At 49.2% G+C, this 22837-nt stretch carries 22 protein-coding genes and 1 pseudogene; all 23 read left to right on the plus strand.

Annotated elements, in window-relative coordinates:
* The first annotated feature begins 60 nt into the window (after positions 1-60).
* The gene (locus tag KQI10_RS08155; RefSeq protein WP_216566905.1) at positions 61-216 is read left to right on the plus strand and encodes a hypothetical protein; all 156 of its coding nucleotides are present in this window, start codon (positions 61-63) and stop codon (positions 214-216) included.
* A gap of 9 nt (positions 217-225) precedes the next feature.
* Positions 226-825: a metallophosphoesterase family protein gene (locus tag KQI10_RS08160; protein WP_216566906.1), complete on the plus strand. Its 600-nt coding sequence runs from the start codon at positions 226-228 to the stop codon at positions 823-825.
* Positions 826-981: 156 nt separating this feature from the next.
* A pseudogene (locus tag KQI10_RS08165) lies at positions 982-1287 on the plus strand (DUF3848 domain-containing protein); the annotation flags it as partial.
* A gap of 39 nt (positions 1288-1326) precedes the next feature.
* On the plus strand, positions 1327-2271 hold the full coding sequence (locus KQI10_RS08170) for a DUF3991 domain-containing protein (RefSeq protein ID WP_216566908.1): 945 nt from the start codon (positions 1327-1329) through the stop codon (positions 2269-2271).
* A complete protein-coding gene (locus KQI10_RS08175) occupies positions 2268-2990 on the plus strand; it encodes a YodL domain-containing protein (RefSeq protein WP_216566909.1) in 723 nt (240 codons plus the stop codon). The genes KQI10_RS08170 and KQI10_RS08175 overlap by 4 nt, the downstream gene beginning before the upstream one ends.
* A 13-nt stretch (positions 2991-3003) precedes the next feature.
* Complete coding sequence (locus tag KQI10_RS08180; RefSeq protein ID WP_216566910.1) at positions 3004-3927, plus strand: ParM/StbA family protein; 924 nt, start codon at positions 3004-3006, stop codon at positions 3925-3927.
* A 17-nt stretch (positions 3928-3944) separates the two neighbouring features.
* Entirely contained in the window at positions 3945-4202 is a 258-nt protein-coding gene (locus KQI10_RS08185; protein WP_216566911.1) for a hypothetical protein, read from the plus strand.
* An 86-nt stretch (positions 4203-4288) separates the two neighbouring features.
* Entirely contained in the window at positions 4289-4594 is a 306-nt protein-coding gene (locus KQI10_RS08190) for a hypothetical protein (protein WP_216566912.1), read from the plus strand.
* 106 nt (positions 4595-4700) lie between these two features.
* Positions 4701-5024, plus strand: a complete 324-nt coding sequence (locus KQI10_RS08195; protein WP_216566914.1) for a hypothetical protein — start codon at positions 4701-4703, stop codon at positions 5022-5024.
* Complete coding sequence (locus KQI10_RS08200; RefSeq protein ID WP_216566915.1) at positions 5024-6445, plus strand: relaxase/mobilization nuclease domain-containing protein; 1422 nt, start codon at positions 5024-5026, stop codon at positions 6443-6445. The genes KQI10_RS08195 and KQI10_RS08200 overlap by 1 nt, the downstream gene beginning before the upstream one ends.
* Positions 6384-7166 (plus strand): PcfB family protein, encoded by a 783-nt coding sequence (locus KQI10_RS08205; protein ID WP_216566916.1) that lies wholly within the window; start codon positions 6384-6386, stop codon positions 7164-7166. The genes KQI10_RS08200 and KQI10_RS08205 overlap by 62 nt, the downstream gene beginning before the upstream one ends.
* A gap of 2 nt (positions 7167-7168) precedes the next feature.
* Positions 7169-8068: a hypothetical protein gene (locus KQI10_RS08210; RefSeq protein WP_216566917.1), complete on the plus strand. Its 900-nt coding sequence runs from the start codon at positions 7169-7171 to the stop codon at positions 8066-8068.
* Positions 8069-8082: 14 nt separating this feature from the next.
* Positions 8083-8274 (plus strand): hypothetical protein, encoded by a 192-nt coding sequence (locus tag KQI10_RS08215; protein WP_134106819.1) that lies wholly within the window; start codon positions 8083-8085, stop codon positions 8272-8274.
* Positions 8261-10087 carry a VirD4-like conjugal transfer protein, CD1115 family gene (locus KQI10_RS08220; RefSeq protein WP_371818390.1) on the plus strand — a complete coding sequence of 609 codons (1827 nt, stop codon included), beginning with the start codon at positions 8261-8263 and terminating at the stop codon, positions 10085-10087. The genes KQI10_RS08215 and KQI10_RS08220 overlap by 14 nt, the downstream gene beginning before the upstream one ends.
* The gene (locus KQI10_RS08225) at positions 10074-10424 is read left to right on the plus strand and encodes a glutamyl-tRNA amidotransferase (protein WP_216566919.1); all 351 of its coding nucleotides are present in this window, start codon (positions 10074-10076) and stop codon (positions 10422-10424) included. Before KQI10_RS08220 ends, KQI10_RS08225 begins: the two co-directional genes overlap by 14 nt.
* Before the next feature lie 56 nt (positions 10425-10480).
* The gene (locus tag KQI10_RS08230) at positions 10481-11317 is read left to right on the plus strand and encodes a hypothetical protein (RefSeq protein ID WP_216566920.1); all 837 of its coding nucleotides are present in this window, start codon (positions 10481-10483) and stop codon (positions 11315-11317) included.
* Between the two features lie 171 nt (positions 11318-11488).
* Positions 11489-11854: a PrgI family protein gene (locus KQI10_RS08235; RefSeq protein WP_216566921.1), complete on the plus strand. Its 366-nt coding sequence runs from the start codon at positions 11489-11491 to the stop codon at positions 11852-11854.
* Positions 11847-14186: a VirB4-like conjugal transfer ATPase, CD1110 family gene (locus KQI10_RS08240; RefSeq protein WP_216566922.1), complete on the plus strand. Its 2340-nt coding sequence runs from the start codon at positions 11847-11849 to the stop codon at positions 14184-14186. The genes KQI10_RS08235 and KQI10_RS08240 overlap by 8 nt, the downstream gene beginning before the upstream one ends.
* Before the next feature lie 33 nt (positions 14187-14219).
* Positions 14220-15005 carry a class B sortase gene (locus KQI10_RS08245; RefSeq protein ID WP_216566923.1) on the plus strand — a complete coding sequence of 262 codons (786 nt, stop codon included), beginning with the start codon at positions 14220-14222 and terminating at the stop codon, positions 15003-15005.
* 29 nt (positions 15006-15034) lie between these two features.
* Positions 15035-16846 carry a CHAP domain-containing protein gene (locus tag KQI10_RS08250; protein WP_253285215.1) on the plus strand — a complete coding sequence of 604 codons (1812 nt, stop codon included), beginning with the start codon at positions 15035-15037 and terminating at the stop codon, positions 16844-16846.
* A gap of 222 nt (positions 16847-17068) precedes the next feature.
* Positions 17069-17272 (plus strand): helix-turn-helix transcriptional regulator, encoded by a 204-nt coding sequence (locus KQI10_RS08255; protein WP_216566925.1) that lies wholly within the window; start codon positions 17069-17071, stop codon positions 17270-17272.
* Between the two features lie 5 nt (positions 17273-17277).
* Positions 17278-20388, plus strand: a complete 3111-nt coding sequence (locus KQI10_RS08260) for a hypothetical protein (RefSeq protein ID WP_216566927.1) — start codon at positions 17278-17280, stop codon at positions 20386-20388.
* A 5-nt stretch (positions 20389-20393) separates the two neighbouring features.
* Complete coding sequence (locus KQI10_RS08265; protein WP_216566928.1) at positions 20394-22826, plus strand: phosphoadenosine phosphosulfate reductase family protein; 2433 nt, start codon at positions 20394-20396, stop codon at positions 22824-22826.
* The last annotated feature ends 11 nt before the right edge of the window (positions 22827-22837 follow it).

Genomic DNA, 22837 nt, shown 5'->3' on the forward strand with positions numbered 1-22837 from the left:
AATTGCGGTGGCGAGCATTTGAGGATACAATAAACACAGAAAGGAATCGAGGTGCTGTAAATGTTTCGCCATAAAGCAGAGAAACGAATTGTTGAGTTGTCCCTTGACGAGGTGCGGCTGATGCGGGAAGCGCTTCTTACTTTTCGCAATAAGCTTCTTTCTGCCGGAAAGCCGACAGAGGATGTGAATGAGCTGATTATCAAGGTAATGAAATGAGGTGAGCAATTGGCAAATTTTTATATTTCCGATCTGCATATCGGACATGAAAATATTCTGCGGTTTGATAACAGACCGTTTGCGGATGTCAATGAGATGAATAACAAGCTCATAGAAAACTGGAACGCCAGAGTACGCAGCGATGACACGGTATACATTCTTGGCGATTTCATCTGGGCAAAAGAAAGCGAGTGGCCGTCCATTGTCGGTTTGCTTGGCGGCAACAAGGTGCTGATACGGGGCAATCACGATCCCAAGCAATTCAGCGCTGCCACAAAGCGTATGTTCCAAGAAATTACGAACTTGAAGGAAATCAAGGACAGCGGCAAGCATGTTGTGATGTGTCATTATCCGATTCCCTTCTTCCGTGCCAGCTTCGCTTCGACAGCGTTCATGCTCTACGGGCATGTCCATCAGACGATTGAATATGAGTATATCGCAAAGCTGCGCCGTGAGGTAAAGGCGAACTCTACCGGTTACGGCACGCCGAACGGTAACTTCATCAATGTCGGTTGCATGATGCCGTATATGGATTACACGCCGAGAACGCTGGATGAGATTATAGAAGGAGATGCAAGGTATCATGAAGAAAATCCTGACGCTCTTTGAGCGGGTATTTGATACATACATTGTCTCCACGTGGATGATCTGATTTCGACCCAAAACCAAATAATCTTTACGCAGCCGCTTGGTTTCCAAGAGAAATCAAGCGGCTTTTTCTATAGAGCGTGTTATCCCAAAAACATAAATGAAGGAGGAACCAAAATGACAAACGAAGAACTGAACACCGCTTTATACAAGAAGGTGTTCGCAGAACAGGAGAAGTACCGGGAGTGGCTGCTTTCCCAGCCGCCCGACGAAATCCTGAACCACTGCTACGAATACACGGTGCGGGAGGACATTGTGCTGGCGCTGGAGGAATACGACTTATCCAATAAGCAGTGCAAGGCACTCCTGAAGTCGCCCAGTCCCCTTGCGGATGTGTTCAAGGGCTTTGAAAAGCGAGAGACCGACCACATGGACAACATCCGTGACACCATCGAGTGCCGAGCCAATGCGGTCATCCGGGCCGATTTTCTGAGAGACCGTCGTGAAGCGAGGTGATGCCCTATGAGCTATATTGCCGCGGAGGATGTTGCCAAGGCCAAGGAAATGGACCTTTTGACTTACCTCCGCAATTATGAACCGCAGGAGCTCGTCCATGTATCCGGAAACACCTATTGCACCAGAGAACACGATTCCCTGCGAATCAGCAATGGCAAGTGGTGCTGGTTCTCACAGGGCATTGGCGGCAGATCAGCGCTGGACTATCTCATCAAGGTGAAGGGCATCCCTTTTATGCAGGCAGCAGAAATTATTCTCGGACGGGAGGCAGAAAAGCCTCCCGTTTTCTATCGCCAGAAGGAACGAAAGCATACGAATTTGCTGATGCCGGAGCTGTCCGAAACGACAGAACAGGTGGAGAAATATCTTTATAGTCGAGGGATTCACCCGGTTATTATCCGCTATTGCCTGGATAACAGGCTGCTCTTTGAGTCGGCAGATTACCACAATGCGGTGTTTGTCGGGCATGACAAGGACGGCAAAGCGAGATATGGCGCTCTGCGCAGCACCGTCAGCAGCTACAAAGGGGAACTGACCGGCAGCGACAAACGCTTCTCTTTTTTCTTGGAGGGAAAGCCGAATGCGGAGCACATTCATGTATTTGAATCCGCCATTGACCTGCTGAGCTTCGCAACCTTGGCGCTGCTTGCCGGGCGCGACTGGAAAAGTGAAACCTGTTTGTCTTTAGCCGGTGTGTTTCAGACCAAACGAGAGAATGTTGTGCCGGTGGCCTTGAGCAGATTTCTTGACGAACACCCATCCGTCCGCAAAATCCATCTTCATTTGGATAACGATGCCGTCGGACGAGGTGCTGTGAAAGGAATTGTTGGCGGGCTGCAAGGAAGGTATCAGGTCTATGACGAGCCGCCCGCCCATGGAAAAGATGTAAATGACGAGCTGAAAATCCGTGTAGGACTTATGAGAGAAAGAAAGGAGTGGGAACGCACATGAAGATTGCAATTTATCAGATCAACCCGGACCGGGACGAGAACAATGTGGCCTTCTTGAGCTATGAAAATCTGGAGCGCTTTCAGGGCTCTGCCGCGCTTCGCAGCGAGATCTACGACAAGGTGTTTGAGGGCGAGGTGGAATGCGGCACCCTGGAAGAAGTGTACCAGATGTTCAACCTTGACCATCCGGACGGATACCGGGGCAGGTCCCTTTCCGTTTCGGATGTGGTTGAGGTCGTAGGCGAGGAAAAATCCACCTTCCATTTCTGCGACAGTATTGGCTTTCGGGAAGTGGATTTTGACCCGGATATGACCGAGCCCCTGAAAGAGAAGAAAATCAAAGTGGTGCTCTGTGAACCGGGCAAGGTTGCCAGAGTTGCAGAGATCGGGACGGAGCTTTCCGATTTGCAGAGGGTGGTCGGCGGGCTGATCGAGCCCTATTATCCCTTTGAAGAGCAGGTCTGCATCGTCTGCAACGATGAGGGTAAGTACAACGGCATGCGGCCCTGTCGAGCCATCTACGGAGAAGGCAGGGAGATGATGGACATTATCTTCGGCCCCTTTTTCATCTGCGATTGCAGCACGCCGTACTTTGGCTCCCTCAACAAGGAGCAGCTGGAACGCTACACGAAGCAGTTCCAGAATCCGGAGCGCTTCTTTCGGGTCGGCGGGGAAATCAAGGCCGTCCCCTATAAGCCCGAAAAGGACCACGAGCGCTGATGGAGGTAATACTATGAAGATGATCGACGATGTAATCATAATCGGAATCGACAGCGGCTATGGCAATATCAAAACCGCAAACTGCTGCTTCCCGGCAAGCGTTTCCGCCTATGACAAGGAGCCGGTGTTCAAGGAGAATCTGCTTGCCTATGAAAGCAAGTTCTACCTGATCGGTGAAGGGCACAAGGAGTTCCTTGCGGATAAGACGCGGGATTTGGACTACTATGTGCTGGCGCTTGCGGCCATCGCGCGGGAACTGAATATCCGAAAAATGACCTGCGGCAAAATCAGAATTGCGGCAGGTCTTCCTCTTACTTGGGTCAGTGGTCAGCGGGACGAGTTCAGGGACTATCTCTTGCAGAACAAAGCCGTAGACTTCTCGTTCCGAAATGTCTCCTACCATGTGGAGATCGTAGGCGTGGATGTGTTCCCACAGGGCTTTGCGGCGGTGGCAGACAGGCTTTCTGACTTTCGGGGCGTAAACATGATCTGCGATATTGGGAACGGCACCATGAATATCATGTCCATCAATGACAAAAAGCCGGTTTCCGGGAATATGTTTACGGAGAAATACGGTACACACCAGTGCCTGCTGGCTGTGCGGGAGAATGTCATGCGTGCGTATCACACCACCGTGGATGAGGCGATTATCAACCGGGTGTTCCGTTTCGGTACGGCAGACATCAAGGAGGATTATCTGAAAACCATTACTGACACGGCCACCGATTATGTGGAGGGCATTTTTCAGAGACTTCGTGAGCACGAGTATAATCCGGAGCTGATGAGGCTGTATGTTCTCGGCGGCGGCAGCTGCCTGATCCGCAACTTCGGCGTGTACGATGCGTCCCGTGTGACCATCAACGATGACATTTGTGCTACGGCGAAGGGGTATGAATATCTCGCAGAGCTGAATGCCCGCAAAGGCATTTCACGATGAGTTACAAGAGAATCAGTGTGCGTTTCAACATGGATGTGGATGCCGAGCGAAAAGCTTGGGAGATCATCCATGAAAAAAGAAATGGACTTGTCGGCAAAGAGGTTATCAGCGCAATCAATACTTCGAGCGAGCTTTCCAATTTGGAAAAGATGATCAGAAAAGTCGTTTCGGAAGAATTGAAGAAGGCCATGTTTATTCCTCCTGAGCCGGCTGCCCGTAATCCTGAAACAGAAGAATCCGAAACTGATATACTGAATTTTCTTGAGACCTTTTGATGGCTCCAATTTGGAGCCATTTTTTTCTTACGCAAACAATCGGTGGCTCCAAAACGGAGCCACTTTGGAATGGAGGTGAAAACGATATGGAAAACAAAAAGCGCGCATTATCATGGCGGGAGTTCGTGGAGTCCGGCTTTGACGGTCGTGAATATCAGTTCCCCGATTTCGAGGGTACTTTTGCAGCAACGATCGCCTGTAAACGCTGGGATAGGAACAAAAACCTGTTGGCATATCTTGATTTCGATGACGGAAGAAAGATCATGACATCAGCGTGGAGCGAAAAGAACTACTTGGGTTTGGCAGACATTCCTCTGAATACCTGCGTAAGTGTTTCGTTCCAGTTCTCTGCAAAGGGCATTTCGTACCTTAGAAGTGTCGAGGTAATTTGAATCGTGGGATTGGTGGCATTGTCTTAACAAGCAACGAATCTGTCCGTACAGATTCCGCTTGTCTGGGGCAATGCCCCTGAAACCCCAGTAGAAAGGATGAGATTTTTTGAGAAAAAGAAATTGCAGAGTGGAGGTCTGCTTCACAAAGGATGAGCTGTCCATGCTCTCCAAAAAGGCAAAGAAAGCCGGTATGTCCATCGGCGGCTTTATTCGCCACAGCGTTGCCGACAAGGAAATTAGGGAAGCACCGCCTGCGGATATTCCCATGCTGCTTCGGGCCATGCGACAGGCAGGGTACAATCTGGATCAGACCTTGAAGAGATTCAATTCCACCAATGTTCCGGATATGCCTCAGTTCAGAAAGGATTTGGAGGGCATCCGAGCCGCCACAAAAATGGTGTCTGATGCGTACACCTCCGAATATCAGTAATGGCGGTTACATCAATCTGGCCCATTAAAGGACGGGTGGATAAGGTCATCAATTACGCCCGCAATCCGGAGAAAACCCATGACAAGGAAAGGCTCTCGGAGCTTCATGAAATCGAGGGCGTGGTGGAATATGCCGCCGACGAAATGAAAACCGAGGAAAGAGCCTATGTCACCTGCCTCAATCTCCACAGCGAAGAAACGGCGGCGCAGGAGTTCATGGAGACAAAGCGGCTGATGCATAATGAGGGCGGAAGATCCTGCTATCACGGTTATCAGTCCTTTAAGGCGGACGAGGTTGACGCAGCCACGGCGCATAGCATCGGGGTTGCCTTGGTTCAGGAGCTATGGGGCGACCGTTTTCAAGTCGTAATCGCCACCCATTGCAACACCGGGCATTATCACAACCACTTTGTGATAAACTCCGTTTCCGATGTGGACGGAAAGAAATTCTACAATTCGCCGGCGGATTACAGACGGATGCGGGAGGTCTCCGATCGGCTGTGCCGGGAAGCGAAAATTTCCGTGATAGAGTATCCTGCCGACCGCAGAGCCAATTACGGAGAATGGCTTGCCGAGAAGAACGGCAAACCCACCATGCGCAGCAGGATACGCGAGGATATTGACAGGGCGATCCTCGCCTCGACTACGGAGCGTGAGTTCCTGCGCATGATGAAGGAAATGGGCTATGAGGTGATTACCAAAACACCGAAGGGCTCGCCGCGAGTCCACCCCATTGTAAGAATCGTGGACGGCGGGAAGAACTTCCGCTTGGATAAGCTGGGTGAATACTACGAGCTGGATTCCATCAAGCAGCGGATTCAGAACAACTACCGCCGCAAGACGCTGTTCCCCGAGGTTGCAGAGGATACAAAAGCGCCCTATTACCAATACAAGGAGAAAGCAAAGAAGGCCTCCGGCCTTCACGCCCTGTACCTATATTACTGTTATGAGCTTCATATCATCGAGCACAAGCCGGCATCTGTAAAAAAGGTGTCGGCTTTTTTGCGTGAGGATGTGACGAAGCTTGACAGATACATTGCTCAGGCGGATTTCCTTGCCAAAACAGGAATCGAAACTGTGGAAGCTCTTGACGGCTATAAAGCTGAAAAGGAAAAGCAGGTGGAAGCTCTGACCCGGCAGCGCACGGGACTGAAGAATGAACTGAAGCGGCACATGAGAAAAGAGGATTCTCAAAGTGTCGAGGCAACCAGAGCCCGGATCGCGGAGCTGACCGCAGAGCTGAAAACCTGCCGGAAGGAAATTGCGCTGTGTACCGACATCGCTGATCGGTCGGTGCAGATCCGGAAGAATCTTGAGCAAATCGAGCAGCAGAAAATTGAGAGAAAGGAGAAAGCAGAAAATGAGTTACTCGTCAGGAGAAGCAGCCGAGCAGGTCGTGAGGATGTCTCTGAACGGCGTTGAGGTGGCTGCAAAAATCAGCGGTAAGGCGGCTGAACGTTTGGCAGTTCTGCTTTACGCGGTGCTGAAGGATCAGAAAAAGACACGGGGTAAAACCCGGCTCAACAGTATGCTCCGCAGTGGAAAGGAGCTCAAGGTTTTTGCCATTGGAGACAGAGATTTGGAGAAGTTCTGCCGTGAGGCAAAGAAATACGGCATCCTGTATTGCGTTTTGAAGGACAAGACAGCAAACGACGGACACACCGATGTGTTTGTCCGTGCAGAGGATGCCAGCAAAATCAACCGCATCTTTGACCGCTTCGGCATTGCCACCGCAGACATCGGCTCGGCGCGTACCGAAATCGTCACGGCACAGGAGGAACAGAAGAACGCGGGCATTCCAGTCCCCGACCGCAGCACAACGGAAAAGGACAAGGAGGAAGCCTTCCTGGATGCGCTTCTTGCCCCTGCGCCCAATAAGGAGGAGGCGCAAATGCAAAACCCCACGCAAGGCCCGGCTGCGAAATCCCGTCCGTCCGAGCCTACATCAAATCAGCGCGAGAAAACCGTCAGGGGTATCTCTGATCCTACGGAACGCTCCCGCCCATCTGTCCGGCAGGAAATGAAGGAGATCCGGGAGGAGCAGAGACAGAGGACGAGCTCCGCGCAGAAAAGCAAGGATGAACCCAACAGAACCTCTGAGCACAGGCCTGTGCCGAAAAAGAAAAAAGACAAGGAGAGATGACCATGGCAAACTATGATGATATTTTCAATGCCTCCGCGCAGAAGGGTACGGAGGATAAGAGCTTCGTTTCCTTCAACAAGGAGGAGTGGGCTGCACAGAAGAAGCAGGAGCGCGAGAGCGCTTTTGCCATGATTGATGAGACTGCACAGCACATGGCAAATGACGGCAGCCTCTTCCAATCCTATCTGGATGTGCAGGCGCGTTTTGACCGCTACTCTGTGGGCAATGCGGTTCTGATTACCGCCCAGAAAGCCGATGCCACCCAGCTTTCGGATTTTAAGGGTTGGAAGAACAACGGCGTATTCATCAAAAAGGGCGAAAGCGGGATCGTATTGCTGGAGCCCGGCGAGGAATACACCAAGGAGGACGGCACCGTGGGTGTCAGCTACAATTCCAAAAAGGTGTTCGATATTTCTCAGACGACCGCAAAGACCAAGGACCGCCCCGCAATGAAGCGGGACGAGCGGCTGCTTCTGAAAGCCATCATCCACAATGCACCTTGCCCCATCGAGATCAGCCAAAAGCTGCCGGAGAACATCAACGCGGTATATCGTCCCGACGACAAGAAAATCTATGTTAGACCTGGGCTGGAGGCCGGTGACATTTTCCGCGGCATTTCTCAGGAGCTTGCTCACGCGCATCTGGATAGCGGTGCGTATAAGCGCAGTGATCATGCCTTTACCGCCTACTGCGTGTCATATGTGCTCTGCAGCCGGTACAATGTGCCAAAGGATATGTTCCGCTTTGACAGACTTCCCGAAGGATTCTCTACGATGGATGCCCGCAGTGTGAGAAACGAGCTGTCCAAGATCAGAGATGTGGCCAATGAGATCTCGTCCGACATGGTGAAGGTGCTGGACAAGAGCATGAAGCCCAAGGAACGCAGGGATGAAGCAAGATAAGGAGGTACCCCAATATGGCTGAGGAAAAGAAAGTCGTCACGCTGGACGATTTTGAGCAGCGTCTGATGGTCAGCGGACTGATGGATTTTCGGAACGATCTTCTCCGGGACGAAAAGCCCACAGAAGACATTAACGATTTGATCCTGAAGGTCATTGATGCCCCAACAAAGAAAGAGAAACGGAGAGCCGACCGTGAGGCAAGATAAGCTCTCCAAGCAGAATGTGATCCTTTATCTTTGCGGCATAATTCCGGTTGTGTGGCTCGGCCTGTTGATTGCTCCCTGCTTAAAGGATGGATTGCCCGGACTGGTTCAGCAGTTCGGATCGGTGATGCAAAACCCATTCAAAATACAGATTTGTAAGGACAGTGTAAAAACTGTCCTCACTTTGCTTTTGGTGTACGGGATCGCCATCGGCGTCCATCTTTCCACGGAGCACAATTACAGACGGCGAGAAGAGCACGGATCGGCCAAGTGGGGCACGGCTGGTTCGGTCAACAAGAAATATGCCAACAAGGATAAGACGGAAAACAAGCTGCTGACGCAAAATGTCGCCATCGGCCTGGACGGAAGAAAGCACCGCAGAAACCTGAATGTACTTGTATGCGGCGGTTCCGGTGCAGGTAAAACACGCTTCTACGCCAAGCCCAACATTATGAATGCGAATACTTCTTTCGTTGTGCTTGACCCCAAGGGTGAGCTTCTCCGGGATACCGGCCATCTGCTGGAGGAGAAGGGCTATGAAATAAAAGTCCTTGATCTTATTGATATGGAGAAAAGCCATTGCTACAACCCGTTCGTGTATATCAGCAGCGATGATGATATTCAGCGGCTTACCACAAACCTCTTTAAGAACACAACGCCCAAAGGTTCGCAGACACAGGACCCGTTCTGGGATCAGACGGCAGCCATGCTGCTCAAGGCCCTTGTCTGCTATCTTCATTATGAGGCTCCACCCGATGAGCAGAACTTCTCTATGGTCATGGAGATGATCCGAGCCGGCGATGTGAAGGAGGACAACGAGGAATACCAATCCGTTCTCGATGAGCTGTTTGAAAGATTGGAGGAAAGGAACCCGGAGCATATCGCCCTCAAGTATTATCGGGCGTATCACTCCGGCAGCGCTAAGACGCTGAAATCCATCCAGATTTCCCTTGTCTCCCGTTTGGAAAAGTTCAATCTGGATTCGCTGGCCGGCATTACCCAATGCGATGAAATGGATTTGGGGCAAATCGGTGAAAAGAAAACGGCGGTATTCGCCGTGATTCCCGATAATGACAGCTCCTTCAATTTCATCGTGGGTATGCTTTATACCCAGCTGTTTCAGCAGCTCTACTATCAGGCCGACTCCGTTCACGGCGGCAGGCTTCCGGTCCATGTGCATTTTGTCATGGACGAGTTCGCCAATGTCGCCCTGCCGGATGAGTTTGATAAGCTGCTGTCCACCATGCGAAGCCGTGAGATTTCCGTTTCCATCATCATTCAGAACCTTGCACAGCTCAAAGCCCTGTTTGAAAAGCAGTGGGAAAGCATTGTGGGTAACTGCGATGAGTTTCTGTACCTGGGCGGCAACGAGCAGAGTACCCATGAGTATGTTTCCAAGCTGCTGGGCAAGGAGACCATCGATACGAATACATACGGACGGTCTCGCGGCAGAAACGGAAGCTATTCCACCAATTATCAGATTGCCGGGCGAGAGCTGATGACACCTGACGAAGTGCGTATGCTGGACATCCGGTACGCACTTCTTTTTATACGCGGAGAGCGCCCCATCCGGGATCTCAAGTATGACATCCTTCATCATCCCAATGTGGCGCTTACGACAGACGGTTCCGCACCGGCCTATACCCACGGCGAGGATACCCGAAGTATCGCTTCCATGGCGTTCAGCTTCGACAAGAAGGATGTCAAGAACGCTGAAAAGATGGAAGCGGAAAAACACGAATTCTTGCTCTACTCGGAAGAGGAGCTGGAAGAACTACTTGATGAAAAGGAGAAAAAAGACAATGAAGAAGCTTGATGTAAAGAAGAAAACCAACAAGCCGGAGATCCCCGGCAAGGTCAAGAAGGGCTACCGCATTTATGCCGCGGCTGTTCTTGCCATTACGCTTACCATGAGCATGGGCGTGACCGCCTTTGCCGCAGGCGACCCCATTACCGTCGTCAACAACCTCAGCGACTTTATCTTCGGCCTCATCCGTGCGGTCGGCCTGATTCTGCTTGGCTGGGGCATTGTGCAGGTCGGTCTCAGCTTCCAGTCCCACGATCCGAGCCAGCGTTCCAACGGTTTCCTGACTTTGGCCGGCGGCGTCATCATCACCTTTGCCAAGGAAATCCTCAACCTCATTGTTGGCTGATCCGGTTTCCGCAAAAGGGGCAGTCGCAAAGACCGCCCCGAAGGGAGGTGTAACGAATGTCGGATAACTGGGTTGTGCAGAACCTCGAAAATGCGTTGGAAGTCTGGAACGATAAGCTGTCGGAAATTTGGCAACTGATCACGCAGTCACCGGAGACATTCAAGGGCGGCGATATCTGGTCAATCGTTTGCAGTATCCATGGAGCGCTGCAAGCCATCGGCTATGCGCTGCTAGTGCTGTTTTTCGTGGTGGGAGTTGTGAAAACCTGCGGCTCCTTTGCAGAGCTGAAAAAGCCGGAGCACGCGGTGAAGTTGTTCGTCCGTTTTGCGATTGCTAAAGGCCTGATTACCTACGGCATGGAGCTGATGATGGCGATTTTGGAGATTATTCAAGGCGTGGTCAGTACGATCATGAATTCTGCCGGCTTTGGAAGCCCGCAGGCAACGGTGCTGCCGCAGGAGATCATCACGGCGGTGGAGGATTGCGGATTCTTTGAGTCTATACCCTTGTGGGCGGTAACGCTTATCGGTGGCCTGTTCATTTGGGTGCTGTCCTTCGTGATGATTCTGAGTGTATATGGTCGCTTTTTCAAAATGTATATGTACACCGCACTTGCGCCGGTTCCTCTTTCGGCCTTTGCCGGAGAACCTACGCAGAACATCGGCAAGAGCTTCCTGAAAAGCTATGCGTCGGTATGCCTGGAGGGAGCGATCATTGTTCTGGCCTGCATCATCTTCTCCGTGTTTGCGTCCAGCCCGCCTGTTGTTGATCCGAATGCAGCTCCGGCTTCTATGGTGTGGAGCTACATCGGCGAGCTGATTTTCAACATGCTCATTCTGGTCGGCGCGGTGAAAATGGCAGACCGGCTTGTGAAGGAGATGATGGGTATCTAAGTATGTCAAAGCGTGTACTGAATCAATGGCGCGGATATACCGTGGCTGATTGCGATTGCAAATATTGTCTCTATTACGGCGGCAGAAAGAAAGGCGAAGTAAATTGCCTTGCAGAGGAATGCGTCTGCAAGGGGGAGCTTCAAGAGGCTCTGCGCCGGGAAAGGAATGAAAATGGAGGTCAAAATCAATAGAGAGATTCGGAACTATACCGAGTCCATGTTTTTCGGACTGTCGCTCAGACAGTTTGTTTTTTCTTTACTGGCTGTTGGCGTTGCGGTGCTTTTGTATTTCGTCTTGAAGCCCCATGTGGGAACAGAAACGGTTTCGTGGATGTGCATCCTCGGTGCTGCTCCCTTTGCGGCAATGGGCTTTGTGAACTACAACGGCATGACCGCAGAGCAATTTGTGTGGGCTTGGCTCCGCAGCGAAATGCTGGAGCCCAAGCAGATCAAATTCGAGCCGGTGAATATCTACTACGAGGCGTTGAAGGACGCAATCGATGAACACGAAAAGGAGGCCTACAAGCGCAATGATTAAGAGTATCAAAGCGATCCTTGCACAGGACAAGGAAAAGTTTAAGGTTCCGAGAAAAGTGCAGGACCTTATTCCGATCAAGAACATCTGGCCGGATGGCATTTTCAAGGTTGGGAATAAGTTCTCTAAGTCCTTCCGATTCTCGGACATCAACTATCTGGTGGCGAGCCGCGAGGACAAAGAGAGCATGTTTCTGACATACTCGGAGCTTCTGAACAGCTTGGACAGCGGAGCTACCACGAAGATCACCATCAATAACCACAGACTGAACAGGTCGGATTTTGAGGAATCCATCCTGATGCCCATGAAGCAGGACGGGCTGGATGAGTACCGCAAAGAATATAACGATATGCTCCTGGACAAGGCGACCGGAGCAAACGGCATTACACAGGAAAAGTATATTACCATCACCGTGGCCAAGAAGGACATCGAGGAAGCACGGGCATATTTTGTGAGAATCGGAGCGGATTTGACCGCCCATTTCGCAAATCTGGGCTCTAAGTGTGTGCCCCTGAACGCCGTTGAGCGGCTGCGCATTCTCCACGACTTTTATCGCCCCGGTGATGAGGCGGCATTCTCGTTTGATATGAACCGGAAGGCGCGTCTGGGGCATGATTTCCGTGACTACATCTGCCCGGACAGCATAGAGCGTGCTGCGGATCATATCAAGCTGGGCGAGAAATATGCCAGAGTGCTTTTCCTCAAGGACTACGCCAGCTATATCAAGGACAGCATGTTCTCGGAGCTGACCGAGCTAAACCGCAATCTCATGCTCTCCATTGATGTGATCCCCATCCCTACCGATGAAGCCGTCCGTGAGGTGGAGCGCCTCTTGCTGGGCGTGGAAACGAACATCACCGGCTGGCAGAGAAGGCAGAATCAGAATAACAACTTCTCCGCTGTGGTTCCCTACGACATGGAGCTTCAGCGCAAGGAATCCAAGGAGTTTTTGGACGACCTGACCACCCGTGACCAGCGCATGATGTTTGCGGTGGTCACAATGGTGATCACCGCAGACACCAAGGAGCAGCTGGATCAGGATACGGAAACGGTGCTGTCTACGGCGAGAAAGCACATGTGCCAGATGGCGACGCTGAAATATCAGCAGACGGATGGACTGAATACGGTGCTCCCCATCGGTACGCGAAAAATCAATGCCTTCCGAACCCTCACCACGGAGAGCCTAGCGGTACTGATGCCCTTTAAGGTGCAGGAGATCATGGATAAGGGCGGTATTTACTTCGGCGAAAATGCCATTTCCCACAATCTCATCATGTGCAATAAGGCAAATCTCCTGAACCAGTCCGCATTCCTGCTCGGTGTCCCCGGCTCCGGTAAGTCGTTCTCGGCAAAGGAGCTGATTACCTTCCTCATTCTGAACACTAACGATGATATTCTAATCTGTGACCCCGAGGGAGAATACGCGCCGCTTATTGAAGCTATGGGCGATCTCGGCTCGGTGATCCGTGTGTCTGCCGGCGGCAGAGACAGATTGAACGCCATGTATATGGTGGACGGGTACGGTGAAAACAACCCCATTGTCGTAAAGTCCGAGTTCATCATGTCCCTCATCGAGCAGATCGACAAGAAGGGCGTCGGCCCGCAGCACAAGTCTATCATCGACCGCTGCATCACCAATGTGTACCGCAATGCGGCGGACACCGGGACGATCCCTACCCTCTGCACCCTCCGCGATATGCTGCTGGAGCAGCCTGAGCCCGAAGCGAAGCAGATCGCGCTGTCCCTTGAGCTCTATACCACCGGTTCTCTGGACATCTTCGGCAAGCAGTCCAATGTGGATCTCGACAAGCGTGTCGTGGTGTTCGACATTCACGGTCTCGGTTCCCAGCTCAAGCCCACCGGCCTGCTGGTGATTACGGACACCATGCTCAACCGCGTGACGCTGAACTGGAAGAAGGGCAAGCGCACCCATGTCTTTATTGACGAGTTCCATGTGGTGTTCGAGAACGAGTTCTCGGCGCAGTTCTTCAACTCCGCATGGCGACAGTTCCGTAAGCGCAACGCATACCCCACGGCAATCACGCAGAATGTAGAGTATCTGCTGGATTCTGTTCAGGCCAGCACAATGCTTTCCAACTCGGAATTTGTGGTCATGCTGAATCAGGCTGCCTCCGACAGAGGCCAGCTTGCCAAGCTTCTGAACATCTCCAATGAGCAGATGAGCTATATCACCAATGCCGACGCCGGCTGCGGACTGATCAAATACGGCTCTGCGCTGGTACCCTTTATCAATCGGTTCCCGCAGAACACCAAACTCTATCAGCTTATGACTACACGCCCCGGTGAGGGCAAATTTGCAAGAGGACGGGATTAACCCCGTCCTCCATTCTTTTGGGAGGAATACAAAATGAAAAAGAAAACCCTTGGAATCATCATCGTTTCCGTACTCGGCGCGGCAGTGATCTTTTGCAGCGCCATGTTTACGCATCAGTATCTGGATGCCAAGAACAGCAAGGCGGCATTTGACGATCTGACAAATCTGATTACGGAAATCGACGAGCCGCAGAAGGCCACCGAAGCGGAGGAATCCGGCCTGAACGCAGAAGATTTGGCGCCGGCAGAGGCAGCACTTGCCCACGAAAAGTATGATGCTCTGTTTGAGCAGAACAACGACTTTATCGGTTGGATCAAGATTGAGGGTACAAATGTCAATTACCCCGTCATGCAAACCCCGAACAAGCCGGACTTCTATCTGAAGCGCAGCTTTGATAAATCGTACAGCGACTACGGCGTTCCCTATATTGATGAGGCCTGTATGACCGGGATTAGTAACAACCTTGTGATTTACGGCCATCACATGAATGACGGCTCGATGTTTGCCGACCTCTGCAAATACACCGACGCCGATTTTTACAAGGAGCATCCGACGATTGCCTTTGACACGCTTTCCGGCCTCGGCAAATATGAGGTCGTTGCTGTCTTCAAATTCAATACGAACCGCGAAACCTTCAAGTACAACGAATACACGCTGATGGACGAGGCGCAGTTTGCCGAGTTCATGGAGAATATCCGCGCAAGACAGATCTATGACACCGGGGTTACTGCCGAATACGGAGATCAGCTTTTGACCCTTTCCACCTGCGAATATACCTATCCCAACGGTCGCTTCGTTGTCGTAGCGAAGAAGGTGTGACTTGTCTGCTCTGAAGGGAGGCGATGGCTTTGGGCAGGATAAAAACAAGAGAGAGCGTTAAGGATATCAAGATTCTTGATAAAGCGGCGGTTGTCTCCGAGCGCATGAAGACGGCGCTCGTCCGCTCCAAGGATCAGGCGGAAAACCTGATGGACGATGGGCAGATTTCCCCCTCCGAATATGCGGAGGACAAAATCCGCTATGCCGCTGAGGATGTGACCGATCAGGTTTGGCACGAGGTTTCCGGCCAAACGAAAAAAGCCATTGAAAAAGGCAAGGAGGCACACCGGGAGCACCGCAATGAAAAGCGCATCCGCAAAAATGAAGAACGGGTTCGCCGCTATGAGGAGGAGCTGCGTAGGGGCGCGCCAAGCAGAACGCCGCGAGAGGCGGCTGCACGGCAGGCAGCGCGGCAAAATACGGAGGCCACACGGACAAGCATCCGGAGCAGACGAAACCAGGCCATCAAATCTGCGGAGCGTACCGAACGCACCATCAAGCAGTCTGCTCGCTCTACTGGGAAACAGACCGTAAAAGCCGGTGCAAAGGGAACGGTAAAGTCAACGCAGAAGGCCGTAAAGACTGCGGAGAAAACCTCCAAGGCTGCTATCAAAACCGCAGAGGCAACAGCGAAGGCAACGCAAAAGGCAGCGGCAGCGGCTGCAAAGGCCGCGCAGAAGGCGGCGGAGATTGCCCGTCAGACTGCCATAGCTGCCTACAAAGCGGCTGTTGCGGCGGCAAAAGCCGTTGCTGCGGCAATCAAGGCCATAGCAGCGGCGATGAAAGCGCTGGTTGCGGCCATCGCTGCCGGAGGCTGGGTTGCGGTCGTGGTCGTCGTGGTTATCTGCCTTGTTGCCTTGATCGCCTGCTCCTGCTTTGGTATTTTCTTTTCAAGCGAGGATACCGGCTCAGAAAAGACGATGCGGCAGGTCATTCAGGAAATCAACATGGATTACCAAAACGAGCTGGATGCCATTAAGGATTCCGTTGAATACGATGCGCTTGAAATGTCCGGTTCTCGGGCCGTGTGGCCGGAGGTGCTGTCAATCTATGCTGTCAAAACGACCTCCGATCCGGATAATCCCCAGGAGGTAGCAACGATTACTCCGGAAAAGGAACAGCTTCTGAAAGACCTGTTCTGGGAAATGAATGAGATCACCCATCGGACGGAAACAAGGACAGAGACGGTCATTGTGGAGACGGATGACGGCAACGGCAATATCCTTGAGGAAGAAACGCAGGAGACGATTACGACGCTCTATATCACTGTTAGCCATAAGACAGCAGATGAGATGGCTGCGCAGTACGGTTTCAATGAGGATCAAAAGCAGCAGCTTGCAGAACTGCTTGCGCAGGACAGCAGCATGTGGGCGGCGGTGCTTTACGGAATCTATGGAGTGGATGACCAAATCGTTGCCGTGGCGCTGTCGCAGGTAGGCAATGTGGGCGGAGAGCCCTATTGGTCATGGTACGGCTTCGGCAGCCGCGTGGAGTGGTGCGCCTGCTTCGTCAGCTGGTGTGCGAACGAATGCGGCTATATCGACACCTGTGTCATTCCCAAGTTCGCCGGCTGTGTCAACGGTGTCCAATGGTTCCGGGAGCGTGGGCAGTGGGCGGATAACGCCATGGAGCCCTCGCCCGGCATGATTATCTTCTTCGATTGGGACAACAAGGGCAGCTCCGGCCCACAGGACGGTCAGGCTGATCATGTTGGCATCGTCCAGAAAGTCGAAAACGGCATCGTCTACACCATCGAGGGCAACTCCGGCGATAGCTGCCGCGTCAATCAGTACCCGGTTGGCTATTATGAAATTCTCGGATATGGCGTATCGAATCCGTAAACCGGGTTCAGAAATTATCGGAGACCGAGTTCAGAGATGAGCTCGGTCTCCATCTTTTGTGCGCTCAAATGTCGATCAAAACCGACAGCTTGCGAAAAATATCGAGAAAATACACCGATATCCTTGAATTATTCGAAGTCTTGTGATAAAATATCCATTGATAACCTGTAAAAATAGGCGTATTGCGCCCTGATTGGGATAAATGAGAAAGGACGATCGGCTATGCGCGTGAGCTATGACAGACTTTGGAAACTGATGAAGAACAATAAAATGACAAAACGCGATCTTGCTCAAGCTGCCGGATTCAGTCAATACATGATGGGGCAATTTACCAAAGCCGAATATGTGTCCTTAAAAGAAATCGCAACCCTGTGTGGTATCTTCCATTGCAATATTGAAGACATTGTTGAGATAATTGAGGATTAAAACATATGGCAATACGAATAGAGTGGGATGAATTTGAGATTGCCCTTCTTATAGAAGCGTGTGAAGAGGTCCTTCGTAAGGGAAAACCCAAATCGGAAGTAGTCAAGACCGTTTCTTCCAATTTACGCAAGCGTGCTATAAGTAAAAATATAGCAATAGACGATGTTTTTCGCAACGAAAATGGCATTGCGCTTCAAATGCAAAAGATGGCTTATTTGCTTACCCATGGTGAAAAAGGCATGCCTGGCGCAAGTAAATTGTATGCTGAGGTTGCTGAACTTCGAGAGGAAAACCCTAAAAAGTTTGAGGAGATACTCAAGAGAGCAAAAGAGGAGATTGAAATGACAGACTTGTCACAACAGAATATCGATAAAAAAGCTCTCTTTGCCCAGTGGTTAAACGAGCATCCGATTAAGAAATATACTCCATCCGCAATCATAGATGCATTAGACGTGGCCTCTCGCTATTGCGTTTCGAAAAAGGTTTGCAAGGATGGCTTTTGGAGTATGCAAAACAAGGCAGAATTCAATGCAGCTACATCCAAATTGCTTTCTTTTAGACTTTTTAGACTAAAGTATAGGTCTGCGGCAGCCAAAATGGATAAGGCCATTCCGCTTTATAAAGCATTTTTAGATTCATATGTAGCGTCGCGGGAAGAAAACACAGCTGAGTTTGAAGGCGAAGCATTGAATGAACCGGATAGCATGTTATCAACTGCCGCTGCAAATTCTGATGATATAATTCGTCTTGATTTTTCTGATATTGGAAGCTTGATCTTTTCCAAGCCAGTCTGTTTGAACTATAAAGATCATACCTTTACCGATTTTAATAGCTGGGCAAGTCTTTACGCAAAAGTTGCATTCTTGTTGAAACAGGACTATCCACAGATTATAGTGGACGGAGGATCTCTTTCAGAAGGGGCTGCACCGGAGTTTTCAATGAATTCGAAAGCATTGAGAAAGCCTAAGGCAATAACTGATGGCCTGTTTATTGAGACGAACCATTCGGCAACAGAAATCGCTTCAAGGATTGCTACGCTCCTGCGTTTGTGCGGCGTTGACCTTAACAAAGTGTCTATTACCTATACGCTCAAAAAAGAAGCCGAGCAAAAGAGAACGTCTCAAGCCAGGAGTGAGAATGAAAAGCTTTATGAAAAGCTCTATTCAATTTCACGCATTTATGATGATCCTGCCGGACTTTCTCTCAACAGAATTACTGGTTTATTAGGCCAGAGTGATGACCGTGAACTCGTTCAGGGCATACTGGACCATGCACCGTGGGCTCATAGAATTGAAAATGGGATATACTCATTTGCTTCTGCCGATACTATAAGCGCGAGGAATGAGAAAAAAGCAGGAAAAGATGACACTATTTCTGATTCCGCATTTTATGATTATCTTGACAAAACTTTGTGTATGGCGGAGCCGACATGCCGAAGTTATGTTTCTGCTATTCGTTCAGCTGAAAAATATGCAAAGGATTACGGATTCACTTCATATCGCATATATGATGTGACAACAAGCGATGCGGTTGCTCTTTTAAACGCCTTGATGAAAGATGATGGCTTTGCCGCATATAACATCCGGCAGCACAATCGCTTCAGAGCTGCTTTCACGAAGTTTGCTGAAATGGCGGGTCAGAGTATTGCAGTCAAAAAGACAGGTGCTCAGCTGCAAAACAAACCGCAGGAACAGCCAATTGCCCCTTTTGACAAAGAGAAATACATTGAAATACTAATGTGTCGATATCGCAATGGTATTACCTTTGACTCAATTGATTTTGATAACTTCCGCGAAACATATGAAGACCTTTATGACAGCAGCATTGACGCAGATGATGACACGCTTGAAAAACAACTTCGGCTCTGCGGTGTGTTCTATAATAATCGCCTGTTTCCTGCAGAAGGAATAATGGATGACGAAACAAGGGAAAAACTGTTTACCTATATTGAGAACAGTTTTTCATCCGGCAAAAAGGTTCTGTATTATAAAGCTGTTTTTGAAGATTTGGCAGATGCCTTTGCAAACTGCTATTCTCTTGCGGATGAGCATATGCTTCGTGTGTTTATCGAGTTCACTGCGGATCCTGATAAATATTATTTCTTCAAAGACTATATGTCAGTCGAGGCGAATGTAAAAATCGATGACACTGCCGAGGTTGAAGACTTTCTCTTGTCTGCTGGCAAGCCGATGAAAGTTGAGGATGTTTGCACGGCTCTTACGCACATTCCAAAGGAGAGAGTAGACAGTATTATCAAATTTGACAGTCGCTTCCGCAGAAATGCCAAAGGTGAATACTTCCATGCGGACATTTTTGAAATCTCAGAGCCGGAGCTTGAGAAGATCGCTGCAATTATTGATGGCTCTATCGCCGAAAATGGATACGCAATCTGGACAGATATATGGAATATAATTCAGGAAACAATGCCCGTTTTCCTTGAAAACAACTTGTATCTTTCCGCTCTCGGTGTGCGGAATGCTATTTCTGCGCACTATTTGGGCAAATTTAATTTCAACGGTGCAGTAATTAGCAGACCAGAAGACCGCTATGAAATGCGAGACATCTATCAGCTCTATGCGAAACATCATCCGACTTTTACGGCTGATGACATTTATAATCTGTCCAAAGAGCTTGACACAGTAATCTACTTTGAAGCTCTTTCCGAGGTGTCGGTACGAGTAAGTCATGATCTGTTTATCTCGAAGGAGATGATATCCTTTGATACAGATGCAGTTGACAGAGCCATCAACAGTTTCCTTTCGAAAGACTACATTCGCATTCGTGAGATAGATTCATTCCTCGTTTTTCCGAATGTGGGTTATGAGTGGAATGAATACCTGCTCGAAAGCTTTCTGCTTTCCTATAGCAAAAGATTCGCTCTTGTTAACAATGGACTGTCATTGAACAATGTGGCCGGCTTTGTTGTGAAGGAAGACGGACAGATAAAAGAATTTGTTGATGCATGTGCGGCCTTCCTTGCCGATGGGCGCATTGAATTGAAAAAGGTAGATGCTTTGAACTATCTGGCGGATATGAATATAATATCCCGCCGCAGCTACAAGGACATCGACCTAGCCCTGCGTCGGGCAGCACAAATACGCAGAAGGAAGGAATAACATACATGTACTCTTACGAATGGGACAGCTCAACAGGCGGATATGTTTTGACGCCGACCCCGCTCGCCTTCTCTAAAGAGCCACGTCCCGTGTACTATAAAGAACTTGATATACTTGGGTTCGACAAGTATTGGGAATACGACAAAAACGACTGTTTTCCTTACATGTGGGCGGAAGTTAACAGCTATTATTATCGCGGAAGGCTTGTAGCAAAAACGAAGGGTGGCAGTTTCTTTACTGCACCTGAAATCGAAATAATTGACAATCCAGAGCCTGCAGGGCATCCTCTAAGGTTTGTAGATATACCTGCAATGGTCGAAAAAAACATTGCCATCCTTGAACAGCTTGTTCAGGATACCATCAAAAAAATATACAACACTTATGTTGAATATAAGAGTGTTGTGGATGTATTTTATGTTGCTTTTTCAGGCGGTAAAGACAGCGTTGTTGCGCTAGATTTGGTTCAGCGAGCTCTCCCACATAACAGTTTTAAAGTTCTGTTCGGCGATACGGGAATGGAATTCCCGGATACATATGATGTCGTTAATAAAACGAAAGAATACTGTGAGGGACAAGAGATTGAATTTTTGCGAGCAAAATCGAAACTTGCCCCCCAGCAAACTTGGAAGGTATTTGGCCCGCCAGCTGTAACAATTAGATGGTGTTGCAGTGTCCATAAGACAACACCTCAGATTACACTACTTCGAGATATCCTCGATAAGCGAGATTTTACCGGAATGGCTTTTACCGGCATTCGCGGTGATGAAAGCGCATCTAGAAACGAATATGATGGAATTAGCTATGGGGGTAAGCATACCGGTCAATATAGCTGTCATCCTATTTTGGAATGGAATACTGCAGAGCTGTTTTTGTATATTTACCAAAACAACCTTATTCTAAATGAAGCGTATAAAAAAGGAAATACGCGCGCTGGGTGCTTGGTTTGTCCCATGTCGCAGGGCAAACATGACTTTATGAAGCATCAAAGTTATCCGGATGAAACAAACGCGTATATTGAATGTATAGCATCTACTAGTGGAAAGAAGCATTACTCCCCTAATGAGTTAACTCATTTTGTAGAGTCTGGTTACTGGCGAACTAGAAAGAGTGGGAGAGAACTAAACTTTGGCCAAGACCTCCATACTTTTGAACTTGTGGACGGCAAGAATGTAATCACCATTTTCAATAAAAACATCAGGTGGAAGGAATGGGTAAAAACCATCGGGCCTCTCACATTATTCGACGACAACAGATACTGTATAGAGTATGAGAATCATCAATATTTTTTCCGAATCAAGGATATGCCCGATGGCGGAGAACAATTTATATTCCAAAGCTTTGGAAACGGAAAAGATGATGTCAAATTTATCTCCCTTTTTAAAAGCTCAATAATTAAGAGCGTTTATTGCATAAACTGTGGGTATTGCGCTGCGGAATGCAAAAAGGGATGCATTGACATGGCGAACGGATTGAAAATATCTAGTGATTGTGAGCATTGTCACAGTTGCCACGATATTTACTCCCATTGCTTGAGATATAATTCCATAAAGAATAGGATAGGAGCCAAAAGCATGACTGGACTTGATAGATATTATAGCTTCGGAGTCAAAGAAAATTGGCTTCGCGTTTACTTTGATTATGAAGGAAGCGCAAATTTTTGGAACACAGACGGAGATGGAGAAATTCCAAACAAAAAGAAGGACGCTTTCCTAAATTTCGTTAAGGATGCAGGAATGGTTTACGAAGATAAGACTCTCAAAGGAAAAGAAAGTAAATACATTAGGTTTAAGCCAAACTCCTTTGCTGAAAAGATGTTTTCACTAGGAATAGATAGCGAAAGCATGTGGGCTTACTTGATGTGCAACCTTGTCTATGCATCAGATGCGGAGGAATTCCGTTGGTTTATAAAGAATATTCCGTTTAATGAATCGGTGACTCTTGATGCTATAACTTATAGGCTTGAAGAAATAATGGAGAACGACAAGTCTGGTCTCGGAAAACGCAATGTTCGTGATGCGTTAAAAGTCTTCATTTTGAAAACGCCGTTCGGCTCAAAATTGGGGCTTGGAAAGATCGCTGATTACGATGAAAAAATTTCAGCAAATGGTAAGGAAACAATCTCACTCAATTACTTTGTTAGAGGAGCATGGGAAAACCCTGACGAAAAAGTAATACTTTATGCTCTGTATAAATTCGCCGAAGCTTGCGGCAACTACAAACAATTTACCCTTACGAGATTGCTTGACACATCCATCGAAAGCGAAGGAATCAGCCCTACGCAGATTTTTGGATTGAACCGCGACACCATGGAAAAGATTCTAAACGGATTGACCTTCAACTACCCCGATTTAATTGAAGCACGATTTACTTTGGGCCTCGATAATATCACCTTAAAGAGCGATAAGAGCGCCGAGGAAATACTGAACGAGCTGTTCTGAGGAGGAGACGG

The sequence above is a fragment of the Pseudoflavonifractor sp. MSJ-30 genome, assembly GCF_018918045.1.
Classification (GTDB): domain Bacteria; phylum Bacillota; class Clostridia; order Oscillospirales; family Oscillospiraceae; genus Faecousia.

Excerpts from the sequence above, each read along its gene's own strand:
- KQI10_RS08255 (WP_216566925.1), top strand. The coding sequence starts at position 17,069 with ATGCGCGTGAGCTATGACAGACTTTGGAAACTGATGAAGAACAATAAA.
- KQI10_RS08260 (WP_216566927.1), top strand. The coding sequence starts at position 17,278 with ATGGCAATACGAATAGAGTGGGATGAATTTGAGATTGCCCTTCTTATA.
- KQI10_RS08175 (WP_216566909.1), top strand. The coding sequence starts at position 2,268 with ATGAAGATTGCAATTTATCAGATCAACCCGGACCGGGACGAGAACAAT.
- KQI10_RS08265 (WP_216566928.1), top strand. The coding sequence starts at position 20,394 with ATGTACTCTTACGAATGGGACAGCTCAACAGGCGGATATGTTTTGACG.
- KQI10_RS08190 (WP_216566912.1), top strand. The coding sequence starts at position 4,289 with ATGGAAAACAAAAAGCGCGCATTATCATGGCGGGAGTTCGTGGAGTCC.
- KQI10_RS08210 (WP_216566917.1), top strand. The coding sequence starts at position 7,169 with ATGGCAAACTATGATGATATTTTCAATGCCTCCGCGCAGAAGGGTACG.
- KQI10_RS08245 (WP_216566923.1), top strand. The coding sequence starts at position 14,220 with ATGAAAAAGAAAACCCTTGGAATCATCATCGTTTCCGTACTCGGCGCG.
- KQI10_RS08240 (WP_216566922.1), top strand. The coding sequence starts at position 11,847 with ATGATTAAGAGTATCAAAGCGATCCTTGCACAGGACAAGGAAAAGTTT.
- KQI10_RS08155 (WP_216566905.1), top strand. The coding sequence starts at position 61 with ATGTTTCGCCATAAAGCAGAGAAACGAATTGTTGAGTTGTCCCTTGAC.
- KQI10_RS08225 (WP_216566919.1), top strand. The coding sequence starts at position 10,074 with ATGAAGAAGCTTGATGTAAAGAAGAAAACCAACAAGCCGGAGATCCCC.
- KQI10_RS08200 (WP_216566915.1), top strand. The coding sequence starts at position 5,024 with ATGGCGGTTACATCAATCTGGCCCATTAAAGGACGGGTGGATAAGGTC.
- KQI10_RS08170 (WP_216566908.1), top strand. The coding sequence starts at position 1,327 with ATGAGCTATATTGCCGCGGAGGATGTTGCCAAGGCCAAGGAAATGGAC.
- KQI10_RS08205 (WP_216566916.1), top strand. The coding sequence starts at position 6,384 with ATGAGTTACTCGTCAGGAGAAGCAGCCGAGCAGGTCGTGAGGATGTCT.
- KQI10_RS08235 (WP_216566921.1), top strand. The coding sequence starts at position 11,489 with ATGGAGGTCAAAATCAATAGAGAGATTCGGAACTATACCGAGTCCATG.
- KQI10_RS08230 (WP_216566920.1), top strand. The coding sequence starts at position 10,481 with ATGTCGGATAACTGGGTTGTGCAGAACCTCGAAAATGCGTTGGAAGTC.
- KQI10_RS08180 (WP_216566910.1), top strand. The coding sequence starts at position 3,004 with ATGAAGATGATCGACGATGTAATCATAATCGGAATCGACAGCGGCTAT.
- KQI10_RS08215 (WP_134106819.1), top strand. The coding sequence starts at position 8,083 with ATGGCTGAGGAAAAGAAAGTCGTCACGCTGGACGATTTTGAGCAGCGT.